The organism is Undibacterium sp. GW821-FHT11B02, assembly GCF_058808955.1.
Window position 1 is genome coordinate 1 of record NZ_JBXASD010000003.1, and the last position, 22,953, is coordinate 22,953.

Genomic DNA, 22,953 nt, shown 5'->3' on the forward strand with positions numbered 1-22,953 from the left:
ACGTGAAATAATATGACCAGCCCTAATCCGACAAATTTCTTTCCCGGCTCTTGCTGGCGATTTGAAAAATCCATTCCTGCTCCTCCACTACCACAAGGTCTACTGTTTGACGTGAGTCAAAACAACTCAAACAAAAAAGTGATTATAAATGCTGCGTATCGATAAAACGCCATACTGACTTAAAACCGCTTATAAATTCATAAGCGACAGGCTCATCAAAATATAAATCGCGCTTTAACCTAAAACTGACTTATTTAATTTTGCCAGCAGCCATTCTTTGACATCGTTTAAAGTCCAACTGGTCCGGCCACTTATTGGACTAATGATAAATTTATCAAGCCATTTATCCCCATTTACTTATTCCGCACGCACATTCAACACTATTTAACGACCCAGCATAAGCTTATTACGATGAAACATACGCTTATAACAGTGCAGCATAAACTAATTAAATAACAACTACGTGCAAATAAGAGAGATTATTTTCTTTATATTATCCCAGCCAATTTCCGTTAGAGACACGCGGTAATTTTGCCCGCGCTTTCATTCATCAACTTCATTTTACGAAGTGAAAAAAATTTCTCAACGCTCATAAAAATGAAAATTTAGCCGTCAGAAAATTTTCCGAAGGCGCATAAAACCACTTATACAAAGAAACTGTCAAGCGCTTTACCAATTCTTCAGACTAAAAAACAACATGGCGCATTTTGCCAAAAAAATCTCCATATAGGAAACCTAATTTCTTGTGCTATGCAGCATAAATTTGGTGCAGATAGCCTTTCCAGACTGTTCTTTCCATCGATAAATTTGCTTGCGACGTTACGCACCAAAATTAAATTTTTTTTGGCATGTTTTTTGCGATCAAAACTGGCAAAAGTTGTGTCGCCAATTTTCATTTTCATTACGCATGGCAACAAAATTCACCTCAAAATGGTGCATTTTTATTGCCTTCTGATCATTACAAGCTTCAATTGAAAAAATATTGCCCATTTTTAGTGCCGGACTTGAAAGAAAAATTTTCGCGAGATGTGCCTGAGTGTGACAACTTACGCTATGGTTACGGCTTTTTAGACCTTTACCAAGGATAAGCAGAAACAGTTGTGTGCGACCCTGCCTTGAACCTGTGATGTCGAATACACTCAGACACCATAAAGCGCAATGGCAAAATCAAACTGACATGATTCATGATCATTGCAAAGTCCTGGATACGGAAAATGATCGCGACCTCCCTGTAAATGAAAAAGCTCTTCGAATAAGAGGTACGTGAAATGTCAGCCCCAGTAAAGAATTTGTTTTACACCTTTATACTACTAGTTGCTGCAATTGCAACGCCGTCTGCTCCTGCAGCAAATCCGGCCGACCCTAACAAAACAGTCAGGCAAGCCTTTGAAGCCGCAGATGATGGTTTCGACATGGCGAAAACACAAAATTTTTATTCTGGCTGGGTTAGTGAAGCGATCTTCGAGCCGCTGCTCAGTTATGACTACCTGTCCCGCCCTGCCCGCCTGATACCACTGACAGCCGAATCCATGCCCGAAATCACCGATCAGGGCAAGGTATTCGTGTTCAAGATCAAGCCTGGCATTTTCTTCTCCCCCGACCCCGCCTTCAAGGACAAGAAGCACGAACTGACCGCGCAAGATTACGTGTACACCTTCAAACGCTTGCTCGATCCCGTCAACCGTTCACCCAATGCCAGTTTCATCGAAGGCAAGATAGTCGGTCTGGATGATATCGCTGCAAAAGCCAAAAAGACTGGCAAATTTGATTACGACGCCCCTGTCGCTGGCCTGAAGGCAGTCGATAAATACACGCTGCGGGTTGAGCTGAAGGCAACCGATTACAATTTCCTGTACGTGGTTGCCTATGGCGGTTTTGGCGCTGTCGCCCGCGAAGTGATCGAAGCCTACGGCGATCAGACCGGCCTGCATCCGGTAGGTACCGGACCGTACATGGTAGAAAAATATATGCCGCGCAGCAAAATTCTGCTGACCGCCAATCCGGAATATCGTGGATACACCTGGGATTTCAAATCAACCGGCAGTGCCCGCGATGAAGAAATCGTCAAACAGATGAAGGGCAAAAAAATGCCCCAGGTTGGCAAGGTTGATATCAGCATCATAGAAGAAGAACAATCACGCTGGCTGGCATTTCAGGACAAGCAACTGGATATCGACAAGCTGCCGCAGAGTGCAGCTACTGCCGCCCTGGATGGCATAGAGCTTAAGCCGGAATTGAAGGCCCAGGGCATCAAGATGGACAGGGTGACGGACGCCGGTATCGTTTTCACGATTTTCAATATGCGTGACCCAGTCGTTGGCGGCTATACCAAGGAAAAAATTGCCCTGCGCCGCGCTGTAGGCATGGCCTACAGCTATGAAGATGAAATTACCCAGATGCGCCTGGGCCAGGCTGTACGCTCAGAGATGATCATCCCTAAAGACGTCGTGGGCTATGACCCGGCTTACCGCAGCAGTCTGGCGTATGACATCAGCCTGGCAAATAAATTGCTCGACCATTTTGGTTATAAACGCGGCCCGGATGGGTATAGAAACAATCCTGATGGCAGCCCTCTCACGCTCAAAAAAACCGTGGAGCCAGCTGCCATCTACAAGGTACAGTCAGAAATCTACAAACGTGGCCTGGACAGAATAGGCTTACGCATAGAATTCCCGGTCAGTAATTTCGCCGACAATCTGAAAGCAGCATCCGCCTGCAAATTAAACATGTGGGGCGGTGCCTGGAATGCCGACTTCCCTGACGGTGAAAATTTCCTGCAATTACTGTACGGCCCTAAAGCTGGCGCTGGCAATCACGCCTGTTATGAATCACCCGCCTATGATGCATTGTTCCGCAAAGCGGTATCCATGCCACTGGGCGACGAACGCAATAAAGTGTATGCACAAATGAATCGCCAGGTGGAAGCTGATACGCCATGGATCGTGCATACTTCCCGCATCCGTAGCTGGCTTTATCGCCCTTGGATCATAGGCTACAAAAAGCACCCTATATTACATTCTGACTGGGCCTTCATAGATGTCGAAAAGCACTAAGAACCCAGCAAACCTTTCAAGTTGTTCATCACCCAATAGCCATTACATCGTTTTACCAAGCAGGAGAATCTGTCAATGAAGTTACCTCATCCGTTTCAGCGCGGTAAATCTGCGCGTATGCTGACCAGAACGGGCATGGCGCTATGCCTGGCCCTGGCAGGCCTGATGTCATCCGCCCTGCCCCTGCAGGCAATCGCCGCCAAGCCCGACTTTGCTGATCCGGATAAAGTATTACGCACCATCTTCCCGGTTGCCGAAACCGGCTTTGATCCAGCTGCTACACGTGACCTGTATTCAAACGCCATCAATGAAGCAATTTTTGAACGCCTGTTCACCTATGATTATCTGGCCAGCCCGGCAAAAATCATCCCTGAAACAGCCGAGAGCATGCCTGAGATTTCTGCCGACGGCAAAACCTACACCATCAAGCTAAAGAAGGGTATCTACTTCACGCCAGACGCTGCGTTCAACGGAAAGAAACGTGAACTGACGGTGGAAGATTATGTGTACTCCTTCAAGCGCATCATGGACCCGAAACTCGCTTCCACCCATGTCTGGCTGCTGGAAGACAAGATAATCGGCATGGACAAAGTCGTGGCCGATGCCAAGAAGAACGGCAAATTTGATTACGCAGCCAAGATACCTGGTCTGGAAGTCATTGACAAATACACTCTGCGCATCCATCTGACGCACCCGGATTTCAACCTGCCCATGATATTGGCTTACACTGCCATGTCCGCAGTGGCCCGCGAGGTCATAGAAAAATACCAGGACGTACAAGGCGCGGCCATGGCAAACCCGGTAGGCACTGGTGCTTTCAAACTGACGGAATGGGTGCGCGGTTCGAAAATGGTGTTGGATGCGAATCCAGATTACCACACCAATATATGGGATTTCCAACCCAGTTCCGACCCGGACGACCAGAAAATCGCTGCTGCCATGAAGGGCAAGCGCATGCCACAAATTGGGCGCGTCATTGTGAACGTAATTCTGGAAGATCAGTCGCGTTTGCTGGCGTTCCAAAAAGATGAAATCGATTTATTCCAGCTATATGGCGGCCTGGCACCTCAGGTCATGGACGGGCCAAAACTGAAACCCGAATTCATCAAGCGTGGCGTGCAAATGTCGCGCATCGTCGACCCTGAATTGACGATCTATTACTGGAACATGCAAGACCCAGTATTTGGAGGCTTAAGCAAGGAAAAAATCGCCCTGCGCCGCGCCATGGCCATGTCACACAACGTGGAAGAGGAAATCCGCATTGTTGACAATGGCCAGGCAATTCCACTGCAATACCCTATTCCACCTGGCGTAGTCGGCCATGACCCGAATTACAAGAGCAGCGTGCAATACAACCCCGCCGCCGCCAATGCCTTGCTGGACAAGTTTGGCTACAAAAAAGGCAAGGATGGTTACCGTACTCTGCCAGATGGCAGTCCGCTGGAAATTGTCCACACTGCCCAGACTGAATCGCGCGGCCATTTGCAGGCCGAAGTCTGGAAAAAATCCTATGACGGCATTGGCATTAAGATGCGCGCAGAATTCCGCCCCTTTGCCGAAATCCTGAAAGCAGAAAAACAATGCCAGCTGACGCAACGTATTTCTCCCTGGATAGCCGACTATCCAGATGGTGACAATTTCATGCAGCTGTTTTACGGCAAGAACATCCACATGAACAATAACGGCTGCGTCACCATTCCTGAATATGACAAGTTGTATGAACAATCACAAAAAATGGCACCAGGGCCAGAACGAGATTTGCTGTACCACAAGATGACACGCATCATGGAATTGTATGCCGCTCAACGCATAGGCTATGCACGCCATCGCATCATGCTGGCACAGCCACGCGTGATAGGTTATAAAAAACATCCCATCATGCATATAGAGTGGATGCAGATCGACATCGACAAAAATAAATAATCCGCAGTCTGACAGAAATTTGAAAACCGAAAGACAAACATGACCGCTTATATTCTGCGCCGCTTATGGCAGATGGCACCAACGATGCTCGGTGTCATCCTGCTGGTGTTTTTCCTGTTTAACTGGGTGGGTGGCGACCCCGCTTATATCCTGGCGGGCAAGATGTCGAATGCCGAACAAATTGCCAATATCCGTACCCAACTGGGCATAGACCAGCCGTATTATGTACAGTTATGGATCTTCATTAAACAGATCGTCACCTTCAACTTTGGCAATAGCTGGAGTACCGGTGAAGCCGTATCGTCCATCATAGGCACACGGCTGGGGCCTTCGCTGACGGTTTTGATCCCCCTGACCATTATCGAAACCCTGATCGCCATTGCGCTGGCACTGGCAATTGCCTTTAAGCGCGGTTCATTTACCGACCGTGCCGTGATGGTCGCGTGCACCATCGGCATGTCAGTCAGTATCTTGGTATACATCATCGTTGGCCAATATTTCTTTGCCTACAAACTGGGTATGTTTCCAGTGCAGGGCTGGGGTAATCACTTTGCTGAAAACCTGTTCAAATTTTCTGCGTTGCCTATCCTGATTGCCCTGGCTGTTGGCGTGGCCCCGAATCTGCGTCTGTTCCGCACCTTTGTGCTGGATGAAGTCAATCAGGATTATGTACGTACCGCACGCGCCAAAGGCGTTGCCGAAAGCCGGGTGAAATGGGTCCATGTTTTGCGCAATGCATCGATACCCATCATTACCCACGTCATGTCGAACCTGCCAGCGCTATTAATCGGTGCTTTCCTGATCGAACGTTTCTTTTCCATTCCCGGCATAGGCCGCGAAGTAATCCTGGCAGTGGAACGCAGTGACTTCCCTGTGATTAAAGCCATCACCGTGTATGTCGCCGCTGCCACCATGTTCTTTAATTTGTTGACCGATCTGTTGTACCAGGCGGTTGATCCACGCGTACAGTTGAAATAAGGATCATTCATGAGCACGACTACAACAAATCCATCTGTACAAACAGTATCACCCGGACTGTGGGCACTGGCCTGGCGCCGCCTGCGCGCCGACAAGGTCGCCATGATTGCGATGGGAATAGTGATCGCATTTTTAATTGCCCTGGTTCTGTCTGCCACCGGCGTCATCGCCTCTGACTGGGAACAGGAAAGCGGTGTCAGCTATGCGCCGCCGACCTTCGTCGGGGCAGATACAGATACAACTGCCAAAACTGAAGTCGAAGCGCCACCACCAGACAATCCACTGGACCCGCTGGCTGACGTGATTCGAGAACTACGCAAGCAACCAGATGCTGATCAGGCAGTCGTCGTCAACGAATACGGCATTCCTGACCCTCTGGCAAAAGAAATGGCAGAGATCCGCACCGAACTGGCCAAGTCTGGCAAAGCCCAGGTTGGTATACGTCTGAGCACCCTGCCTTTTGGTGCCGACAAATGGGGTCATGACATCATCAAGAAAACCGTCAAGGGTGCAGAGACTTCCATCGTCGTTGGCCTGGTTGCCGCTTTCCTGGCAACATTGCTGGGTACGTTATTCGGCGCACTGGCCGGTTATTTCGGTGACCGTGTTGATGATTTTTTCAACTGGTTCTACAGCATCTTTACCTCCATCCCTTACCTGCTATTGATACTTTCGGTTGCCGCCGTATTGCAACAAAAAGGCGTGACCACCATCATCCTGATTCTCGCCTTCACCGGCTGGACCGGCCCTTTCCGCCTGATCCGTGCCGAATACATGAAGCATAAGGCGCGTGAGTATGTGTGGGCGGCAGATGCCATCGGTGCTTCACACTGGCGCAAGATGTTTGTGCATATATTCCCGAATGTCAGCCATGTGGCGCTGGTACAGGTATCCATTCTTGTCGTCGGCTTTATCAAATCCGAAGTCATCCTGAGTTTCCTGGGCTTTGGTGTGCCAGTCGGGGTGGTGTCCTGGGGCAGTATGTTGAATGAAGCACAGAATGAATTGATTTTGGGTAAATGGTGGCAACTGGTCGCCGCCACCGCTGCAATGGCCGTGCTGGTGACAGCCTTTTCATTGTTCACAGATGCCTTGCGCGATGCGCTCGACCCCAAGCTGAAATAAGGACAGATCATGAGCCAAGAAAACCAGAATCAAGCTTTGCTGAAAGTAGAAAACCTGCGCGTGTCTTTCCGCGTCAATAAAAAAGATAGCGTGGAAACGGTCAAGGGCATTTCCTTTGACATCCCCCGCAATTCCACCGTTGCCCTGGTGGGTGAATCCGGCAGTGGCAAGTCAGTCAGCTCACTGGCCGTGATGGGCTTGCTGCCACCAGACACCTCCAGCATCGCCGCTGACAGCAAGATCATTTTTGAAGGACGCAGCCTGCTGGAGCTCAGCATGGCCGAAAGACGTGATCTGTGCGGTAAAGAAATCTCCATGATTTTCCAGGAACCGATGACCTCGCTGAACCCGGTATTTACTGTCGGCTTCCAGATTGCTGAAGTCTTGCGCCTGCATATGGGTATGGATGCCAAACAGGCCAGGAAGCGCGCCATAGAATTGCTGGAAGAAGTTGGCATTCCCGATCCTAAAAACAAGATCGACGCCTACCCCAGCCAGATGTCCGGTGGACAGCAACAAAGGGTGATGATCGCCATGGCGATCGCCTGTGAACCGAAATTGCTGATTGCCGATGAACCGACAACAGCGCTGGATGTCACCATACAAAAACAGATCATTGATCTGATCGATGCCCTGCGTATCAAGCACAAGATGTCAGTACTGTTCATCACCCATGATCTGGCACTGGTCGGTGAAATTGCAGATCATGTCATCGTCATGCGCAATGGTGAAATCCGCGAATCAGGTACCGTAGAACAAATCTTTGAAAGCCCGAAAGATACCTACACCCAGGCACTGCTGCACTGCCGCCCTACGCTCGATACCCGCCCATGGCGCTTGCCAGTGATAGCCGATTTCATGAACAACAACGGCGCCCTGGTCGATCAAAGACAGCGCCCGCGCGGCTTGAAGGGCGATGAAGATATCGTGCTGGAAGTGAACAACCTTGGCAAAAGCTTTTACTCGCGCGAAGGTTTTTTTGGCAAGAAAGAATTTAAGGCGGTCGAAGGCGTCTCTTTCAAACTGGCACGCGGCAAGACGCTGGGAGTAGTGGGCGAATCCGGCTCTGGCAAGACCACAGTCGGCCTGACGCTGATGCGCCTGCATCAGGCTACCTCTGGCCAGGCCCTGTTTGAAGGCAAGGATATCCTTGCCATGTCGAACAAGGAATTCCATCAATACAAGCGCCGCATACAGATTATTTTCCAAAACCCGTATGCCTCGCTGAACCCACGCTTTACCGTGGGGCAGATTCTGATGGAACCCATGCACATCCATAACATTGGCGCCAACGACAGCGAACGCTCCGCCATGGCTTATCAGTTGCTGGAAAAGGTTGGCCTGCCCACTATCGCCTTCCACCGCTACCCACATGAATTTTCGGGTGGCCAGCGCCAGCGTATTGCGATTGCACGCTGTCTGACCATGAAGCCGGAAGTGCTGGTCTGCGATGAATCAGTATCGGCACTCGATGTATCGGTGCAGGCACAGGTATTGAACCTGCTGCAGGATTTGCAGGAAGAATTTGGTCTGTCCTACATCTTCATCTCGCATGACCTGGCGGTCGTCAAATACATTGCCGATCAGGTGATGGTGATGAACAAAGGCAAAGTGGTTGAACTGGCGAATTCGGATGACCTGTATCTGAACCCGACGCAGGCTTACACCAGGACTTTACTGAATGCCATACCGAAAGGCTTGCAGCATTAAGTTTGGATACTGCTGAAAATGCTATCAACGCACTGCCCTGTTTGATCAGGGCAGTGCCTGTTCTACAAAACCACATCCATGCTCCCCATGCAAGACCAGCTCATCGCCTTACTCAAAGCCCATCAGCCAGCGGATGCCGCCGAAGCCATGCATCTGCAAAAGACGTTAGAGTTTGTCACTCACACCAAGAATTGTTGCAGTCGCCAAACGCTGGCAGGCCATGTGACAGCATCAGCATGGATCTTGTCACCTGACGGACGAGCAGCCTTGCTCACGCATCACAAAAAATTGAACCGCTGGTTGCAATTGGGTGGACATGTGGATGATGGCGATACCAGCATACAAGCCGCCGCCACACGCGAAGCGCGGGAAGAAAGCGGCATCAAGGATTTGCAATTGCTGCATACGGCGCTATTTGACGTGGATGCACATCCCATCCCTGCCAGACAAAATGAACCGGCCCATTACCATTACGACTTGCGTTTCCTGTTCCAGGCACAGCTGCATGATTTTTGCGTCAGCGACGAATCGCATGATCTGACATGGGTAGCGCTGTCAACGCTGGTGAGCGAAGACAACAATGAATCGGTCAGGCGCATGGCGAAGAAAGTATTTAAAGTATAGATGCTGACGCGCCGGCCAGAGCACGCAATACAACCACAATCTCAACGGCAGTAAGTTTTCGAACCGGTGCGCATGGCGCACCGGTTCATACGACGCAATACCAATATGCGGAAAAAACACACTCCTTTCCTATTATCAAACATATCGTTTACCAAATAAAAAAGCACTCTTTCTAATCTTGGTCACATTTCATAACATTTATCTTTTTGACCAAAATTACAAACACTGGCAAGATGACAATATCAAGGCGATGCATGGCCGCACCTGCCTCTCGCCCGCATAAATGATGGAGTCCCTATTGGATGCTTTGAAAAGTTTGTTTCTGGAATTGATGCCTGCAGTAGATTTTTGTTCCATGCGTGTCGTTAATGAACGCAGCGAAGAACTACTTGTCAGGCAAAATATTTTGCAACCCCTGCATAGCCGCCGCAGTTATGGCGCGATGCTGACTGTCATCCACCAGGGTGGCTATGGCTATGCAGCCACCAGTGATCTGTCGCGTCATGGCTTACGAGCTGCGCTGCAGCGCGCCGCTGAATGGGCTGCCGTCAGTGCAAAGAAGGCCGTGACAGATTTCAGCCAGATCAAACAATCGTCCGTGGTCGGCAGCTATGAAAGCCCGGCTGGCAGCCACTGGAGTCGCAAGGATTTGATCGCCCTGCTGATGCAGGAATCCGCAGATTGCCAGATCAGCGAATTCATCGTGGACTGGAGTGCTTCTATCAATACGGTCACGACAGAGCAATTATTTGTCAGCAGTGCCGGTGCGGATATCCGCCAGCATTTCCATTATCTGATCCCCAATCTCAGCGTCACCGCGAACGAAGGGGTGGAAACCCAGACCCGCAGTCTGGGTGGTCAGTACAATGGTTTTTGCCGTCAGGGTGGCGTGGAAGTCTTGCAGCAAGCTGGTTTTTATGGAGCTGGCAAACGTGTCGCCGCCGAAGCGCTGGCCTTGCTGCATGCACCAAATTGCCCCAGTGGCCGCATGGACTTGCTGCTGATGCCAGAACAGATGATGTTGCAGATCCATGAATCCATAGGCCATCCGCTGGAACTGGACCGCATACTGGGTGATGAACGCAATTTTGCCGGTACCAGTTTTGTCACGCCTGACATGTTCGGACATTTCCGCTATGGTTCGGATTTGCTCAATGTCACCTATGACCCAACCCGCAGCGAACAGTTTGCCAGTTTTGGCTGGGACGATGATGGCAGTGTTGCCGACAAAACCTGGATCATCAAAAATGGCATACTCGAAAAACCACTGGGCAGCGCACTGTCACAAGCCCGTGCTGGCATGCCTGGCGTCGCCAATTCCCGCGCCTGCGACTGGAACCGGCCGCCAATAGACCGCATGGCCAATCTGAATATCGAAGCTGGCAACAGCAGCCTGGAAGAGATGATTGCCAGTATTGAATATGGCGTGCTGATGAATACCAATGTATCCTGGTCTATCGATGATTCGCGCAACAAGTTCCAGTTCGGTTGCGAATTCGGACAAGTGATACGCGATGGAAAATTGCAGGAACTGGTGAAGAACTCTAATTATCGCGGTATATCAGAAAGCTTCTGGCGTTCATTGAAAATGGTGGGCAATGACGCTACCCTGGCCGTCATGGGTACGCCGTTTTGCGGCAAGGGCGAACCATCGCAGGTCATACGTGTGGGCCATGCATCACCCGCCTGCCTGTTCAGTCAGGTAGAAGTGTTTGGGGGAGAAGCCTGATGTATGCCTATTTTATTTCCCTGGCCGATCTGGTGCAGCAGCAATTGCAAGGCACGGAAATCAGCACCATCTGGTTTTCGGCAGAATCCAGTGATTTTGTACGCTTCAATCACAGCGCTATCCGCCAGCCAGGTCATGTCTTGCAGCAGACTTTACGTATACAGTTGATACAAGGGCAAACCCATGCTGCAAGCAGTTTCAGCCTGAGTGGCGAGTTGCGTGCTGACCGTCAGACCATCAGTCAGACCATGCAGGATTTACGTGTGCAATTGTCCGATCTTCCAGCCGACCCGCACTTGCTGATCTCTGATACCGTTCACAGTAATACCCGGATTTTGCCATCGACCCTGCCACCGGTAGAAGAGATGGTGAAACAGATATTGGACACAGCAAGTGATGTCGACATGGTGGGCTTGCTGACCACAGGTACCTTATATCGCGGCTTTGCCAATTCTTTCGGTCAGCGTAACTGGTATGAAAGCAATAACGTCAATTTCGACTGGAGCCTGTTCCACGCGGCAGACAAAGCCGTCAAAGCGAATTACGCCGGTTTTAGCTGGGATAAGACAGCTTTTCTTGCCACATTTGATGATGCCCGCAAAAAACTGGCCCTGTTGGCACTACCACCAGTCACCGTCCCGGCGGGCAATTACCGCGTCTATCTGAGCCCGACCGCTCTTAATGAACTGATCATGATGCTGAACTGGGGTGGTCTTTCAGAAAAAGCCTTACGCACCAGACATAGCTCTCTGCGCAGACTGCAGTCAGGTGAAGCCAGCCTGCACGCCATGGTGGATATCAGTGAAGACGGTCGCATAGGTCTGGAACCGGGCTTTCAGGCCCAGGGCTTCATCAAACCTGAAGTGATACCGCTGGTACAAGCCGGCAAGCTGACCGGCAGCATGATCTCGCCGCGTAGCGCCAAAGAATTTGGCTTGAACGCAAATGGTGCAAATGATGATGAGTCGGCCCAATCGCTGGTGATGGGTGCCGGCCAACTGGCCAGAGCTGACGTACTAAAAGAACTTGGCACCGGTATTTACGTTGCCAATCTGTGGTACCTGAACTTCTCTGACCGCGCCACCTGCCGCATCACCGGCATGACGCGCTTCGCCACCTTCTGGGTAGAAAACGGGGAAATCAAGGCACCACTGAATGTCATGCGTTTTGATGATTCGCTGTTCAAGATACTCGGTGAAAACCTGCTGGCACTGACACAGGAAACCGAAGTCATCATGGATGATCGCTCATATGGCGAAAGGCATACTGGCGGCGCAGTATTACCAGGGGCCCTGGTGAAGGAAATGCGTTTTGTGCTGTAATCTGCCTATATTTTCTATTAAAAATAGCAATTTTTGGCATGATTTAATCAAAATCCAGCGTTTTTCAGCCTACACGCTATCATATATACAGGCAGCCCTTCCTATGGGAGGCCACTTTGAGGCAAACTTAGCATTTGCCCGTTTCGATGAGAGCAACTACAATTCCGACCTGTTGCGGAAAAGGCTGCAATTTACGCATTCCACACAGAGGATAAAATCCCTGGTGTAGAAACAACAAGTAACAAAAACCCACAGCGCAATAGAACAAGGCTTTCCACCGCATAATTATGGGAGAGTCTTAAGCATATTGCGGTCATATCTGGAGTCAACATGGCATTTCTGCAAGGCAAAAAAATTCTGATCACCGGTTTGTTGTCCAACCGTTCTATCGCTTACGGCATTGCTCAGGCATGCAAACGCGAAGGCGCTGAACTGGCATTTACCTATGTAGGAGAGCGTTTCAAAGACAGGATCACTGATTTTGCAGCTGAATTTGACAGCAAGCTGATCTTTGACTGCGACGTCGCCAGCGACGAACAAATCGAAGCCGTATTTACTGATTTGGGTAAATCCTGGGACCAACTCGATGGCCTGGTCCATGCGATTGGCTTTGCGCCGCGCGAAGCCATTGCCGGTGAGTTCCTTGACGGGTTCTCGCGCGAAGCCTTCCGCGTCGCGCATGACATTTCTGCTTACAGCTTTCCGGCAATGGCAAAAGCTGCCCTGCCGCTGCTGCGTGAAGATTCCGCCCTGCTGACCTTGTCTTATCTGGGTGCCATCCGTGCCATCCCGCATTACAACACCATGGGTCTGGCCAAGGCATCACTGGAAGCGTCCGTGCGTTATCTGGCTGAACACCTGGGTAAAAAAGGTATACGCGTCAACGGTATCTCTGCTGGCCCTATCAAAACACTGGCTGCCAGCGGCATCAAAGACTTTGGCAAGCTGCTGGGCTTTGTGGCAGATCACGCACCGTTGCGTCGTAATGTGACTATCGAAGATGTTGGCAATACCGCAGCCTTCCTGCTGTCTCCGCTGGCTAATGGCATTACTGGCGAAATCACTTATGTTGACGGCGGCTTCTCGCACGTCATGGGTTTGAATGCAGATTCTTACGACAAGTAAGTAGTACCCTCCCCCCTGACAATACAGGATGCGACCCGTGGCATCCTGTATTGCAGTATGCTTATGACATGAATTCTTCCTCCATCATAAGACTCAAGACCTTGCATAAGACATGTACCAGCCTGTCCCGGCTGCTGCTGACCAGCCTTGGTTTTTGCCTGCTGCTGTGCGGCCAGGCCCATGCTGCTTCTTGCAATGATCCCTGGCCCGCCTGGGACAACTTCAAGAAAGCCTTTATCGCCGATGATGGCCGGGTGATAGATCACAGTGGCGCACGCAAACCGACCACATCCGAAGGCCAGGCTTATGCCCTGTTCTTTGCCCTGACGGCAAATGACAGGTCAGCCTTCCAGCGTATTTTGACATGGACAGAAAACAACCTCGCCTCCGGTGACCTGACGGCCCGCCTGCCAGCCTGGCAATGGGGTCAACGCGAAGACAATAGCTGGGGCATCATCGATAAAAACCCTGCATCAGACGCCGACTTGTGGATAGCCTATTCCCTTGGCCTGGCGGGTGAGCAATGGAAAGAACCGCGCTTTAGCGCCCTGTCGAGCTTGCTGGCACAAAGAATTCTGAATGAAGAAACGGCAGACCTGCCCGGCCTGGGCCTGACTCTGTTGCCAGCCCCAAGCGGCTTCAATCTGCCCGGCAACCAATGGAAACTGAATGCCAGCTATATGCCACTGCCGCTATTACGCTGGTTTGAACACAAGGAAAGTGATGAACGCTGGAAGCGCATGGTAAGCCCCGCCACCCGTCTGATCACTGGCAGTGCCCCCAAGGGTTACGCAGCCGACTGGATTATCTATGATGCCCAGAAAGGCTTCCAGCCAGATACCCAGGGCGTAGAAAAAGGCCAGGGTGGCTATAACGCCATCCGTACCTATATGTGGGTCGGCATGATGGCAGATAAAGACAGTGAGCGAGCCAACCTGCTAAAGCATCTGCGCCCCATGGCCAACCTGGTGGACAGCAAAGGCTATCCGCCTGAATATGTCAACATACTCACGGGTGAAATCAATGGCCCCGGCTCCAGCGGATTTTCTGCTGCCATCCTGCCATTCGTGCAGGCATTGGGCATGCAAAAGACGCTGGTACAGCAGCAACTGCGCCTGCAGGCACAGCCAATCAAGCCCGAAGCCTACTACGACCAGGTGCTGTCCCTATTCGCCCTTGGCTGGCAAGACAAACGCTTCCGTTTTGATGCCCAGGGGAATGCGGATTTCTACTGGCAGCACTTTTGCTGGCGTCTGTTTTAAATTACTCCCAACTGCGTTGCCCCCCTCTCTTTTACATAAGCCCTATCCTCGGTAGTAATTTTTAGTACCTTTTGCAGATATTTCCTGAAATGGGCTGCATTTTCCCTGTAAATCGTGTATAGTCTCGTTTTTTGCATTGCAATATTTCTGCTTGGCAGCGATACCAGTGCAAAACCAAGTAGCATCGCAAGCCTGTGCACATCCATGTTGTTGGGGATAGTGCATGTAAAAGCCCTCCCGCCTCGCATGTCTGGTTGTAATCCATAGACATCATACCGGCGCAAAGCTTTTGTGCCGAAATTTCATTGTCGTCCCTTGTTGGATTTTCTGTGTTCATTTCGTTTGGTTGGCGCTGCATTGTTGCGCGCGTTCGTTTAGCAACGCGCTAATTTATATCGGGACAGAAGCAAGCGTTCCGGCATACATGCTGCGAAACCGGCCTTATCGCTGGTTTGCCAGGCATAGCTGCCGCATTTTGCAGACGCCCTAATTACGAAAGAAATTCATGAGTTTTGAAGCACTAGGTCTCCACGTCAACATCATCCGCGCTCTGACTGATTCTGGCTATACCAAGCCAACTTCGGTACAAGAACAGGCAATCCCTGCCGCGATTGAAGGTCGTGACCTGATGGTCTCATCCCAGACCGGCTCCGGCAAAACTGCCGCTTTCATGCTGCCTGCCCTGCATAAACTGGTCACTGCTGAAGTTGTCAGCTATGACGCAGGCAACAGCAAAACACCTAATCAGGAACGTCAGGCTGCACGTTCACGTGGCGATCGTCCACGTTTTGTTGCCGCAAAACCAAAAATGCTGGTGTTGACACCAACCCGCGAACTGGCTTTGCAAGTAACTACAGCAACCGACAAATACAGCGCTTATTCGCGCCGTATCAAGGCAGTCTCCATCCTGGGTGGCATGCCTTATCCTAAACAGATGCAATTGCTGTCCCGCAATCCAGAAATCCTGGTGGCAACACCTGGCCGTTTGATCGACCATATGGAATCCGGCAAGATTGACTTCTCTGAACTGCAAATGCTGGTTCTGGATGAAGCTGACCGCATGCTGGACATGGGTTTCATCGACGACATCGAAAAAATCGTTGCTGCTACACCACCTACACGTCAAACCATGCTGTTCTCTGCAACACTGGATGGCGTTGTCGGCAATATGGCAAAACGCATCACGACCGAACCTTTGGTAATCCAGATCGCCGGTTCTGCCAGCAAGCATGAAAACATCGAACAGCGCGTTCACTTTGTGGATGATCTGTCCCACAAAAACCGTATGCTTGATCACCTGCTGCGCGACACAACTGTCGACCAGGCTGTTGTGTTCACAGCTACCAAGCGTGATGCAGACACCATTGCTGACCGTCTGAACATCGCCGGTTTTGCTGCTGCTGCACTGCATGGTGACATGCACCAGGGCGCACGTAACCGCACACTGGACGCACTGCGTCGTGGCCAGGTACGTGTACTGGTAGCTACTGATGTTGCTGCCCGTGGTATTGACGTTCCTGCGATTACCCACGTATTCAACTACGATCTGCCTAAGTTCCCGGAAGATTATGTCCACCGCATTGGTCGTACTGGTCGCGCTGGCCGTAAAGGTCTGGCGATTTCCCTGGTGAACCATGCTGAAGGCATGCACGTCAAACGTATCGAACGCTTCACCAAGCAATTGATACCGGTCAATGTCATCGAAGGTTTCGAGCCTAAGAAATCGGCAGCCCCAGCACGCTCTGCTGCCCGCAAGCCTAATGGCTGGAAACCAGGCGACGCCCGTAAAACCGGCGGTGGCGGCGGTTACGGTAACAGCAAGCCCGGTCAGCGCAGCTTCAGCAAACCGGCAGCACCTTCTTCCAGCGGTACCGGCGCAGGCCCACGCAAAGAAGGCAGCGGTGGCTACAAAGGCAATCGCTCCAACGACAGCAGTACACGCCGCACTTTTGGCGACTATTGATGCCTGTCAGCGTTATCCTGCGATAGCGCGAGCAACATAGACATTGCTGCATACGCAATATCATTAAAAAGCGATCACTTCGGTGGTCGCTTTTTTTATACTTATCGGTCCGGCGTATAATGATTAGCTTCCGACAAGCATAAAAAAGTATAAAAGCCCCATGAACACACCTACCGACACCCCAGTTCGCCTTACTTCCTTCTCGCATGGTGGTGGCTGTGGTTGCAAGATTGCACCGGGTGTACTTGCTGAAATATTAAAAAAATCTTCTGGCTTTCCTGTGCCGCCAGCGCTGATGGTTGGCATAGAAACCGCGGATGATGCGGCCGTCTATAAACTCAATGACGAGCAGGCGCTGATCGCCACCACCGATTTTTTCATGCCCATCGTGGACGACCCCTTTGATTTTGGTCGTATCGCTGCCACCAATGCCATTTCGGACATCTATGCCATGGGTGGCACCCCCATCATGGCGCTAGCCCTGGTCGGCATGCCCATCAACCAGTTGCCGCTGGAAGTCATAGGCAAGATTATCCAGGGTGGAGAAACAATATGCGCCGAAGCTGGCATCCCTATCGCCGGCGGCCACACCATTGATTCAGTCGAACCGATTTATGGCCTGGTGGTCATGGGCCTGATCCACCCATCCAAGGTCAAACGCAATGCCGATGCCAAGGCTGGCGACAAACTCATCCTCGGCAAACCGCTGGGTGTAGGCATTTTGTCTGCCGCCCTGAAAAAACAGGTACTGGACAGCGCAGGCTATGACACCATGATCGCCAGCACCACCAAACTCAACAAACCCGGCCAGGCTCTGTCTGCCCTTGATAGCGTGCATGCCATGACCGACGTCACCGGCTTTGGCCTGCTGGGCCATTTGCTGGAAGTCTGCCGTGGCTCGGCACTGGGTGCCCGCCTGCACATGTCTGCCGTGCCCTTGCTGGCCAATGTCGAACAATTGGCAAGAGACGGCTATATAACCGGTGCGTCTGCCCGCAACTGGGCTGCCTATGGCGAATCCGTCAGGCTGGATGCACAAACCGATGCAACCCAGCAAGCCTTATTGACTGACCCACAAACATCCGGCGGCCTGCTGGTTGCCTGTGACCCGGCAGCAGTAGATGATGTACTGGCAATTTTCCGTCAGGGCGGATTCTTGGAAGCTGCCGTGATTGGTGATATTGTTGCAGGTGAACCCTTAGTGACTGTATTGCCCTGATTTTTTGACCTTGCCCCTACCTTTGCACATACCATGAACCAATTAGAACAACTCAAACAATACACGACCGTTGTTGCCGATACCGGTGATTTCCAGGCGATACAGGCTTATGCACCACGCGATGCGACCACCAATCCATCCCTGATCCTGAAGGCAGTGCAAAAACCGGAATACCTGCCTTTACTGGAAAAAGCAGTCAAGGACACCGCAGGCAAATCAATTGATGAAACCATCGATCACCTGCTGATCGCTTTTGGCCTGCAAATTTTGAAAGTCATCCCTGGCCGCGTTTCTACTGAAACAGATGCCCGCCTGTCCTTCGATACCGCTGGCACCGTTGCCAAAGGCCGCCAATTGATCGCCATGTATGAAGCTGCTGGCATCCCGCGTGACCGCATCCTGATCAAGATCGCCTCTACCTGGGAAGGCATACGCGCCGCCGAGATATTGGAAAAAGAAGGCATACGTTGCAATATGACCTTGCTGTTCAGCCTTGCCCAGGCGATTGCCTGTGCCGAAGCTGGAGCGCAACTGATTTCCCCTTTCGTTGGCCGTATTTATGACTGGTACAAAAAGCAGACTGGCCAGGAAATTTTTGGTGCAGATGACCCAGGCGTCTTGTCCGTCAAGAAAATCTACACCTACTACCGCAAGTTTGGCTACAACACCGAAGTCATGGGTGCCAGCTTCCGCAATACTTCACAAATCCTGGAACTTGCAGGCTGCGACTTGCTGACCATCAGCCCTGACCTCTTGCAAAAACTCAGCGACAGCAATAGCAATGTCACGCAAAAACTGAGCAAGGAAATGGCCCAGACATCCGACCTGCAAAAAGTCAGCATGGATGAAAAAACCTTCCGCCTTGAGTTAAACGAAGATGCCATGGCGACAGAAAAACTGTCCGAAGGCATACGCGCTTTCTGCGCCGATACCGTCAAACTGGAAAAGATGATTGCTGCAATGCGTTGAATTGATTGCATCTGACGGGTTATGATAAGGGGGCAGATTTATTCTGCCCCCTCTTATTTTGAATAACGTAAAACATGAAAAAGCAGTTAGACCTGGCAAACTGGAACCGGCGCGAACATTTTGCGTTTTTTTCCCAGCTTGACGAACCCTTCCACGGCATGAATGTGAATGTTGACTGCACTCACGCTTACCGGCATTGCAAGGCAAAAAACCAATCTTTCTTTCTGTTCTATCTGCACAGCATCTTGCGCGCCATCATGCTCACCGATGCTATGCGCTATCGCATAGAAGATAGCAAAGTGTTTGATTATGAAGTGATACATGCGAATGCCACCGTGCAGCGCGCCGACCATACTTTCGGTTTTTGTCCCATCTATTACAAAGAAGATTTTGCTACTTTCGTTGCCAGGGCAAACATCGCCATGGACAAAATCAAGAACAGCAGTGGCCTGTGCTTTAATGATGAATGTGCGCGTGAGGATGTTATCCATTTTTCTGCCATCCCATGGATCAGCTTCACTGGTCTGACCCATGCACGCCAATATGATCGCAAGGACAGCGTACCCAAAATATCGGTGGGCAAGATGTTTGAGCAAGATGGCAAACTGCTGCTGCCCCTTGCCATATTCGTGCACCACGGCCTGGTTGACGCCTACCATGTGCACCAGTTTCTGAGCAGGCTAGAGACTCTTTTCAATAATCCGGAAAAACAAACATGAAAAAACTGATCGCCCTGACTTGCGCATGTCTGCTGGCATTGATTGGCAATGCTGCATTGGCTGACGACAACGATGATGCATTGTGGGCCAAAATCATGGCCCAGCACGCAGCCGGCAGAAATTGGGAAGCGCAGGAAATACGTCAGATTAGTGAACATTTCCACACGGGAAGTCGCTCCACATTCCTCTATGCAGTAAGCACGATGAAGAATCGTGACACTAAGGTGCGCAAGTATGAATCGATTTTGACGGATAGCAATTGGCAAGTGCTTCCAGCAACAGATGAGATTTCCAAACTAAGGCAGTCAGCAGCGTCAATGCCAAGCATACTAAGGCATACGATGATATTGGACTATGGAAAACCAATACGCGTGGGAAATATATATTTGGGATCTAAGGATCTGGCTGTTTTTCAAATGGCCACCAGTGAAGAATTTGAGCCTGTCTACACCAGAGTTTGGGCATATGAAGATACAGGCTGCCTGCAAAAAATAGACACAAGATGGGGGGCAAGAATGGAAATGACGCTGCTTTACGGCGAAGCCAACAAAGATGGAATTTGTCTTCCTACTGAATTTAATCATTACAGCAACTTGAGTACACAATTCTGACCAGAGAAGCAATTTAAAGCTTCTCTTTCAAGATTGGCAACCTGTCACTAGCGACAAGGCACCTTAATAACAACCATTCAGTTAGAGGGTCACCATGCCAAGATACAAAACCCTGCTGCCCTTGTTTGCCATGCTTGCCACTTTCAGCATGGCACCACTGTCCCACGCTGATGACTTCACAGACGGTGTCGCCTATTATGAACAAGGCGATTTTCCATCTGCCCTTGAATCATTCAGGGCAGCAGCCAACAAGGGTAATGCCGACGCCCAGTTCAACCTTGGCCTGATGTACCTGAATGGCGAAGGCGTAGAGCAAGACTACAAACAAGCCATGATCTGGTTTGAACAATCTGCCAGCAAGGACAATGTGCGCGCCCAGGTGAATCTGGGGCGCATGTATGCCAAAGGCAAAGGCGTCGTCTCTAACCACGGCATTGCCGCATCCTGGTTCAAAAGGGCCGCCGACCAGGGCTATGCCGATGCCCAATACAGTCTGGGCATACTGTATGTCACAGGCACTGGCGTGCCACGCGATTTTGCCAAGGCCAGGGAATTATTCTTGCAAGCAGCCAATCAAAACAACGCCAGCGGCCAGTACCAATTGGGCCTGATCTACCTGAAAGGCAAAGGCGTCGATGTCAATCTGGTGGAAGCCTATAAATGGCTGACCCTCGCTGGCGATTATGAAGACACCGCCGTCTACAAGAAATTTGTCGCAGCCAAAATGAGCAAGGAGCAAGTTGACGAAGCCCTGACACTGGCGCAGGATTGGAAGCCGGAGAAAGCGGCAAAATAAGTTTGAGTGCTTGAAAGCTGTAACCACTGCTCTATCAGCAATCTGTCTCCTGCATTTGGGAACAACTGGGCCAAATCAAGCGCCTGACTCCGGGCCAGCCGTTTTCTGTGTTATGCGCAAAAGTATAAATTCTCCCGGATAAACCGGTGCCAGACCGATATCAATATACATCTCCCCCAATGCTCTGGTAACGGGGGGGTTGTTACTTGCGTCACAGGTCACAAAAAACGCCTCTTGCGCTGTTTCACCAAATAATCCCCCCTGCTGCCATAAGCTGGTCAGAAATGCGGTAATGTCGCTCGTCACCGAAGACCAGGTAGTTTGGTCATCAGGCTCAAACACAACCCATTGCAAGCTTTGCTTCAGGCTTTGCTCGACGTAGATGAACAAACGACGAACACTGACATACGTCCAGTCGGTATTCATAGACAGTGTGCGGGCACCCCAGATCACGTTGCCATAATTGATGATATTGCGGATCGCATTGATACCTTCCGGATTGAGCTGATCCAGGTCAGAATCGCTAATAGTATGATCCAGCGCCACCACCGTCGACAAGGCACCGTCATCCACCCCGGCAGGTGCCTTCCATACCCCAACATTGGTATCAGTGTAGGCATAGCGCCCCAAGGTGGGGCCGGACGGAGGAACAGGTATATTGGTGCCGGCAATCGGGTTATAGACGTACACCCATGGATAGTAAATCGCACCAAACCCGGAACTCAAGGCATTGGGGTTACCGGATGTGGCACTACCTGCACCGGTTTTGAACGACAAAATATCTTGCACGTCCAGACCAAATGGCGGATCAATCACATAAAACAGATTTTGCTGCTGCGGGCTTTCGCAAAATAGCAGTTCCTGGTTGATCAGCGTACCCTGTGTCATTAATGGATTGGAATCCCCTGTTTTCTCGTAGGTAGCAATATCAGGAACAGATAGCAGACTAATTCCCTGGATTTCCTGCAGCAAAGCGGTGGCCGTGTCGAACCTGTAATTGGGCGAGGCACCGTTATTCAAAGCCGCCGGCGTGGTGGTATTTGCGGGCAAAGAAGAGCTGGTAATCGCATTGGCATTCGGTGCAATGCGGATAAACATGGAACTACTGTTGATGCTGGTCGCGACCGGACTAAACTTTCCGGCATCAGCGATCAGGCTGTTACCTGTGAATCCCTTAAACGACTCCAGCACATAATAGGTTTGCCCAGGCACCACTTGCACATTATTTTGCAACACATAGCGCTGCAACAAGGCATTTGGCATATCTATCTGCGTCGGTGCTGCCGCATTGCCCAGACCGATTTTGGATTGATCTACCGTAACGCTCAGATTAAATACCTGACTGGCAGTACCGCTGGCAGGCGGACTACTGCCGTTGTCAATCATGATCCCCAATGCGTTTCCCCATGTACCTGCGGTTACAGCATTGATTACCAGGTCGCCCAGTGTCGCACCTGCTGGCGGGGCCGCAGTGGCATCTGTGCACCGCACGACCCAACATGCGATCCCACCCTCATTAAAAAATGCATACACTGACCATGACGCCATCGCATACCAGGCCAAATTACCAAACACGCTTTGGTAATCATTCCAGCTGGTGATCAGGGTCGGTTGCTCAGTGGGACCATATTCGGTCACGCCAACAAAGACCGGCGTCGAAGTGGAAGCACCCTGAATACTACTAGCGCCTGGCACTTCCTGTATGTATACACCAGGATGATTATAGGTAGCCAAGATAGTTCTTCCCTTTTCAGTTATTGCAATTCAATATTCACACCCGGCATCATAGCGCTTTGCAGAATAATTGCCCCATCCTGGTGGACTG

The 22,953-nt window shown here is 50.8% G+C and carries 18 protein-coding genes; 16 read left to right on the forward strand and 2 right to left on the reverse strand.

Going from position 1 to position 22,953, the window contains the following annotated elements; all coding sequences use genetic code 11:
* Nucleotides 1–680 precede the first annotated feature (680 nt).
* Nucleotides 681–902, reverse strand: coding sequence for a hypothetical protein (locus AC1RVX_RS06200; RefSeq protein ID WP_493215709.1), 222 nt, complete (start codon nt 900–902; stop codon nt 681–683).
* Between the two features lie 366 nt (nt 903–1,268).
* On the opposite strand from AC1RVX_RS06200, the gene AC1RVX_RS06205 reads away from it, so the two are divergent.
* From AC1RVX_RS06205 to AC1RVX_RS06280, 16 genes are all read left to right on the forward strand, one after another.
* The gene (locus AC1RVX_RS06205) at nt 1,269–3,053 is read left to right on the forward strand and encodes an ABC transporter substrate-binding protein (protein ID WP_493215710.1); all 1,785 of its coding nucleotides are present in this window, start codon (nt 1,269–1,271) and stop codon (nt 3,051–3,053) included.
* Between the two features lie 75 nt (nt 3,054–3,128).
* The gene (locus tag AC1RVX_RS06210) at nt 3,129–4,976 is read left to right on the forward strand and encodes an ABC transporter substrate-binding protein (protein ID WP_493215711.1); all 1,848 of its coding nucleotides are present in this window, start codon (nt 3,129–3,131) and stop codon (nt 4,974–4,976) included.
* A 39-nt stretch (nt 4,977–5,015) separates the two neighbouring features.
* The gene (locus tag AC1RVX_RS06215; RefSeq protein WP_493215712.1) at nt 5,016–5,954 is read left to right on the forward strand and encodes an ABC transporter permease; all 939 of its coding nucleotides are present in this window, start codon (nt 5,016–5,018) and stop codon (nt 5,952–5,954) included.
* Nucleotides 5,955–5,963: 9 nt separating this feature from the next.
* Nucleotides 5,964–7,079: an ABC transporter permease gene (locus AC1RVX_RS06220; RefSeq protein ID WP_493215713.1), complete on the forward strand. Its 1,116-nt coding sequence runs from the start codon at nt 5,964–5,966 to the stop codon at nt 7,077–7,079.
* Nucleotides 7,080–7,088: 9 nt separating this feature from the next.
* A complete protein-coding gene (locus tag AC1RVX_RS06225) occupies nt 7,089–8,789 on the forward strand; it encodes an ABC transporter ATP-binding protein (protein WP_493215714.1) in 1,701 nt (566 codons plus the stop codon).
* A gap of 78 nt (nt 8,790–8,867) precedes the next feature.
* Nucleotides 8,868–9,413, forward strand: a complete 546-nt coding sequence (locus AC1RVX_RS06230; RefSeq protein WP_493215715.1) for an NUDIX hydrolase — start codon at nt 8,868–8,870, stop codon at nt 9,411–9,413.
* 283 nt (nt 9,414–9,696) lie between these two features.
* A complete protein-coding gene (locus AC1RVX_RS06235) occupies nt 9,697–11,142 on the forward strand; it encodes a TldD/PmbA family protein (protein WP_493215716.1) in 1,446 nt (481 codons plus the stop codon).
* Nucleotides 11,142–12,464, forward strand: coding sequence for a TldD/PmbA family protein (locus AC1RVX_RS06240; protein WP_493215717.1), 1,323 nt, complete (start codon nt 11,142–11,144; stop codon nt 12,462–12,464). Before AC1RVX_RS06235 ends, AC1RVX_RS06240 begins: the two co-directional genes overlap by 1 nt.
* Nucleotides 12,465–12,794: 330 nt before the next feature.
* Nucleotides 12,795–13,589, forward strand: a complete 795-nt coding sequence (gene fabI, locus AC1RVX_RS06245; RefSeq protein ID WP_493215718.1) for an enoyl-ACP reductase FabI — start codon at nt 12,795–12,797, stop codon at nt 13,587–13,589.
* Nucleotides 13,590–13,657: 68 nt separating this feature from the next.
* Complete coding sequence (gene bcsZ / locus AC1RVX_RS06250; protein WP_493215719.1) at nt 13,658–14,851, forward strand: cellulose synthase complex periplasmic endoglucanase BcsZ; 1,194 nt, start codon at nt 13,658–13,660, stop codon at nt 14,849–14,851.
* 505 nt (nt 14,852–15,356) lie between these two features.
* Nucleotides 15,357–16,814 (forward strand): DEAD/DEAH box helicase, encoded by a 1,458-nt coding sequence (locus AC1RVX_RS06255; protein WP_493215720.1) that lies wholly within the window; start codon nt 15,357–15,359, stop codon nt 16,812–16,814.
* A gap of 160 nt (nt 16,815–16,974) precedes the next feature.
* Nucleotides 16,975–18,033: a selenide, water dikinase SelD gene (gene selD / locus AC1RVX_RS06260; RefSeq protein WP_493215721.1), complete on the forward strand. Its 1,059-nt coding sequence runs from the start codon at nt 16,975–16,977 to the stop codon at nt 18,031–18,033.
* Between the two features lie 33 nt (nt 18,034–18,066).
* On the forward strand, nt 18,067–19,002 hold the full coding sequence (gene tal, locus AC1RVX_RS06265; RefSeq protein ID WP_493215722.1) for a transaldolase: 936 nt from the start codon (nt 18,067–18,069) through the stop codon (nt 19,000–19,002).
* Nucleotides 19,003–19,076: 74 nt separating this feature from the next.
* The gene (locus AC1RVX_RS06270) at nt 19,077–19,721 is read left to right on the forward strand and encodes a CatA-like O-acetyltransferase (protein WP_493215723.1); all 645 of its coding nucleotides are present in this window, start codon (nt 19,077–19,079) and stop codon (nt 19,719–19,721) included.
* The gene (locus AC1RVX_RS06275) at nt 19,718–20,332 is read left to right on the forward strand and encodes a hypothetical protein (RefSeq protein ID WP_493215724.1); all 615 of its coding nucleotides are present in this window, start codon (nt 19,718–19,720) and stop codon (nt 20,330–20,332) included. Before AC1RVX_RS06270 ends, AC1RVX_RS06275 begins: the two co-directional genes overlap by 4 nt.
* Nucleotides 20,333–20,426: 94 nt before the next feature.
* A complete protein-coding gene (locus tag AC1RVX_RS06280) occupies nt 20,427–21,128 on the forward strand; it encodes a tetratricopeptide repeat protein (protein ID WP_493215725.1) in 702 nt (233 codons plus the stop codon).
* Between the two features lie 75 nt (nt 21,129–21,203).
* Here the strand turns inward: AC1RVX_RS06280 and AC1RVX_RS06285 are convergent, their stop codons facing one another.
* Nucleotides 21,204–22,862 carry a phage tail sheath family protein gene (locus tag AC1RVX_RS06285; protein ID WP_493215726.1) on the reverse strand — a complete coding sequence of 553 codons (1,659 nt, stop codon included), beginning with the start codon at nt 22,860–22,862 and terminating at the stop codon, nt 21,204–21,206.
* Nucleotides 22,863–22,953: the final 91 nt, after the last annotated feature.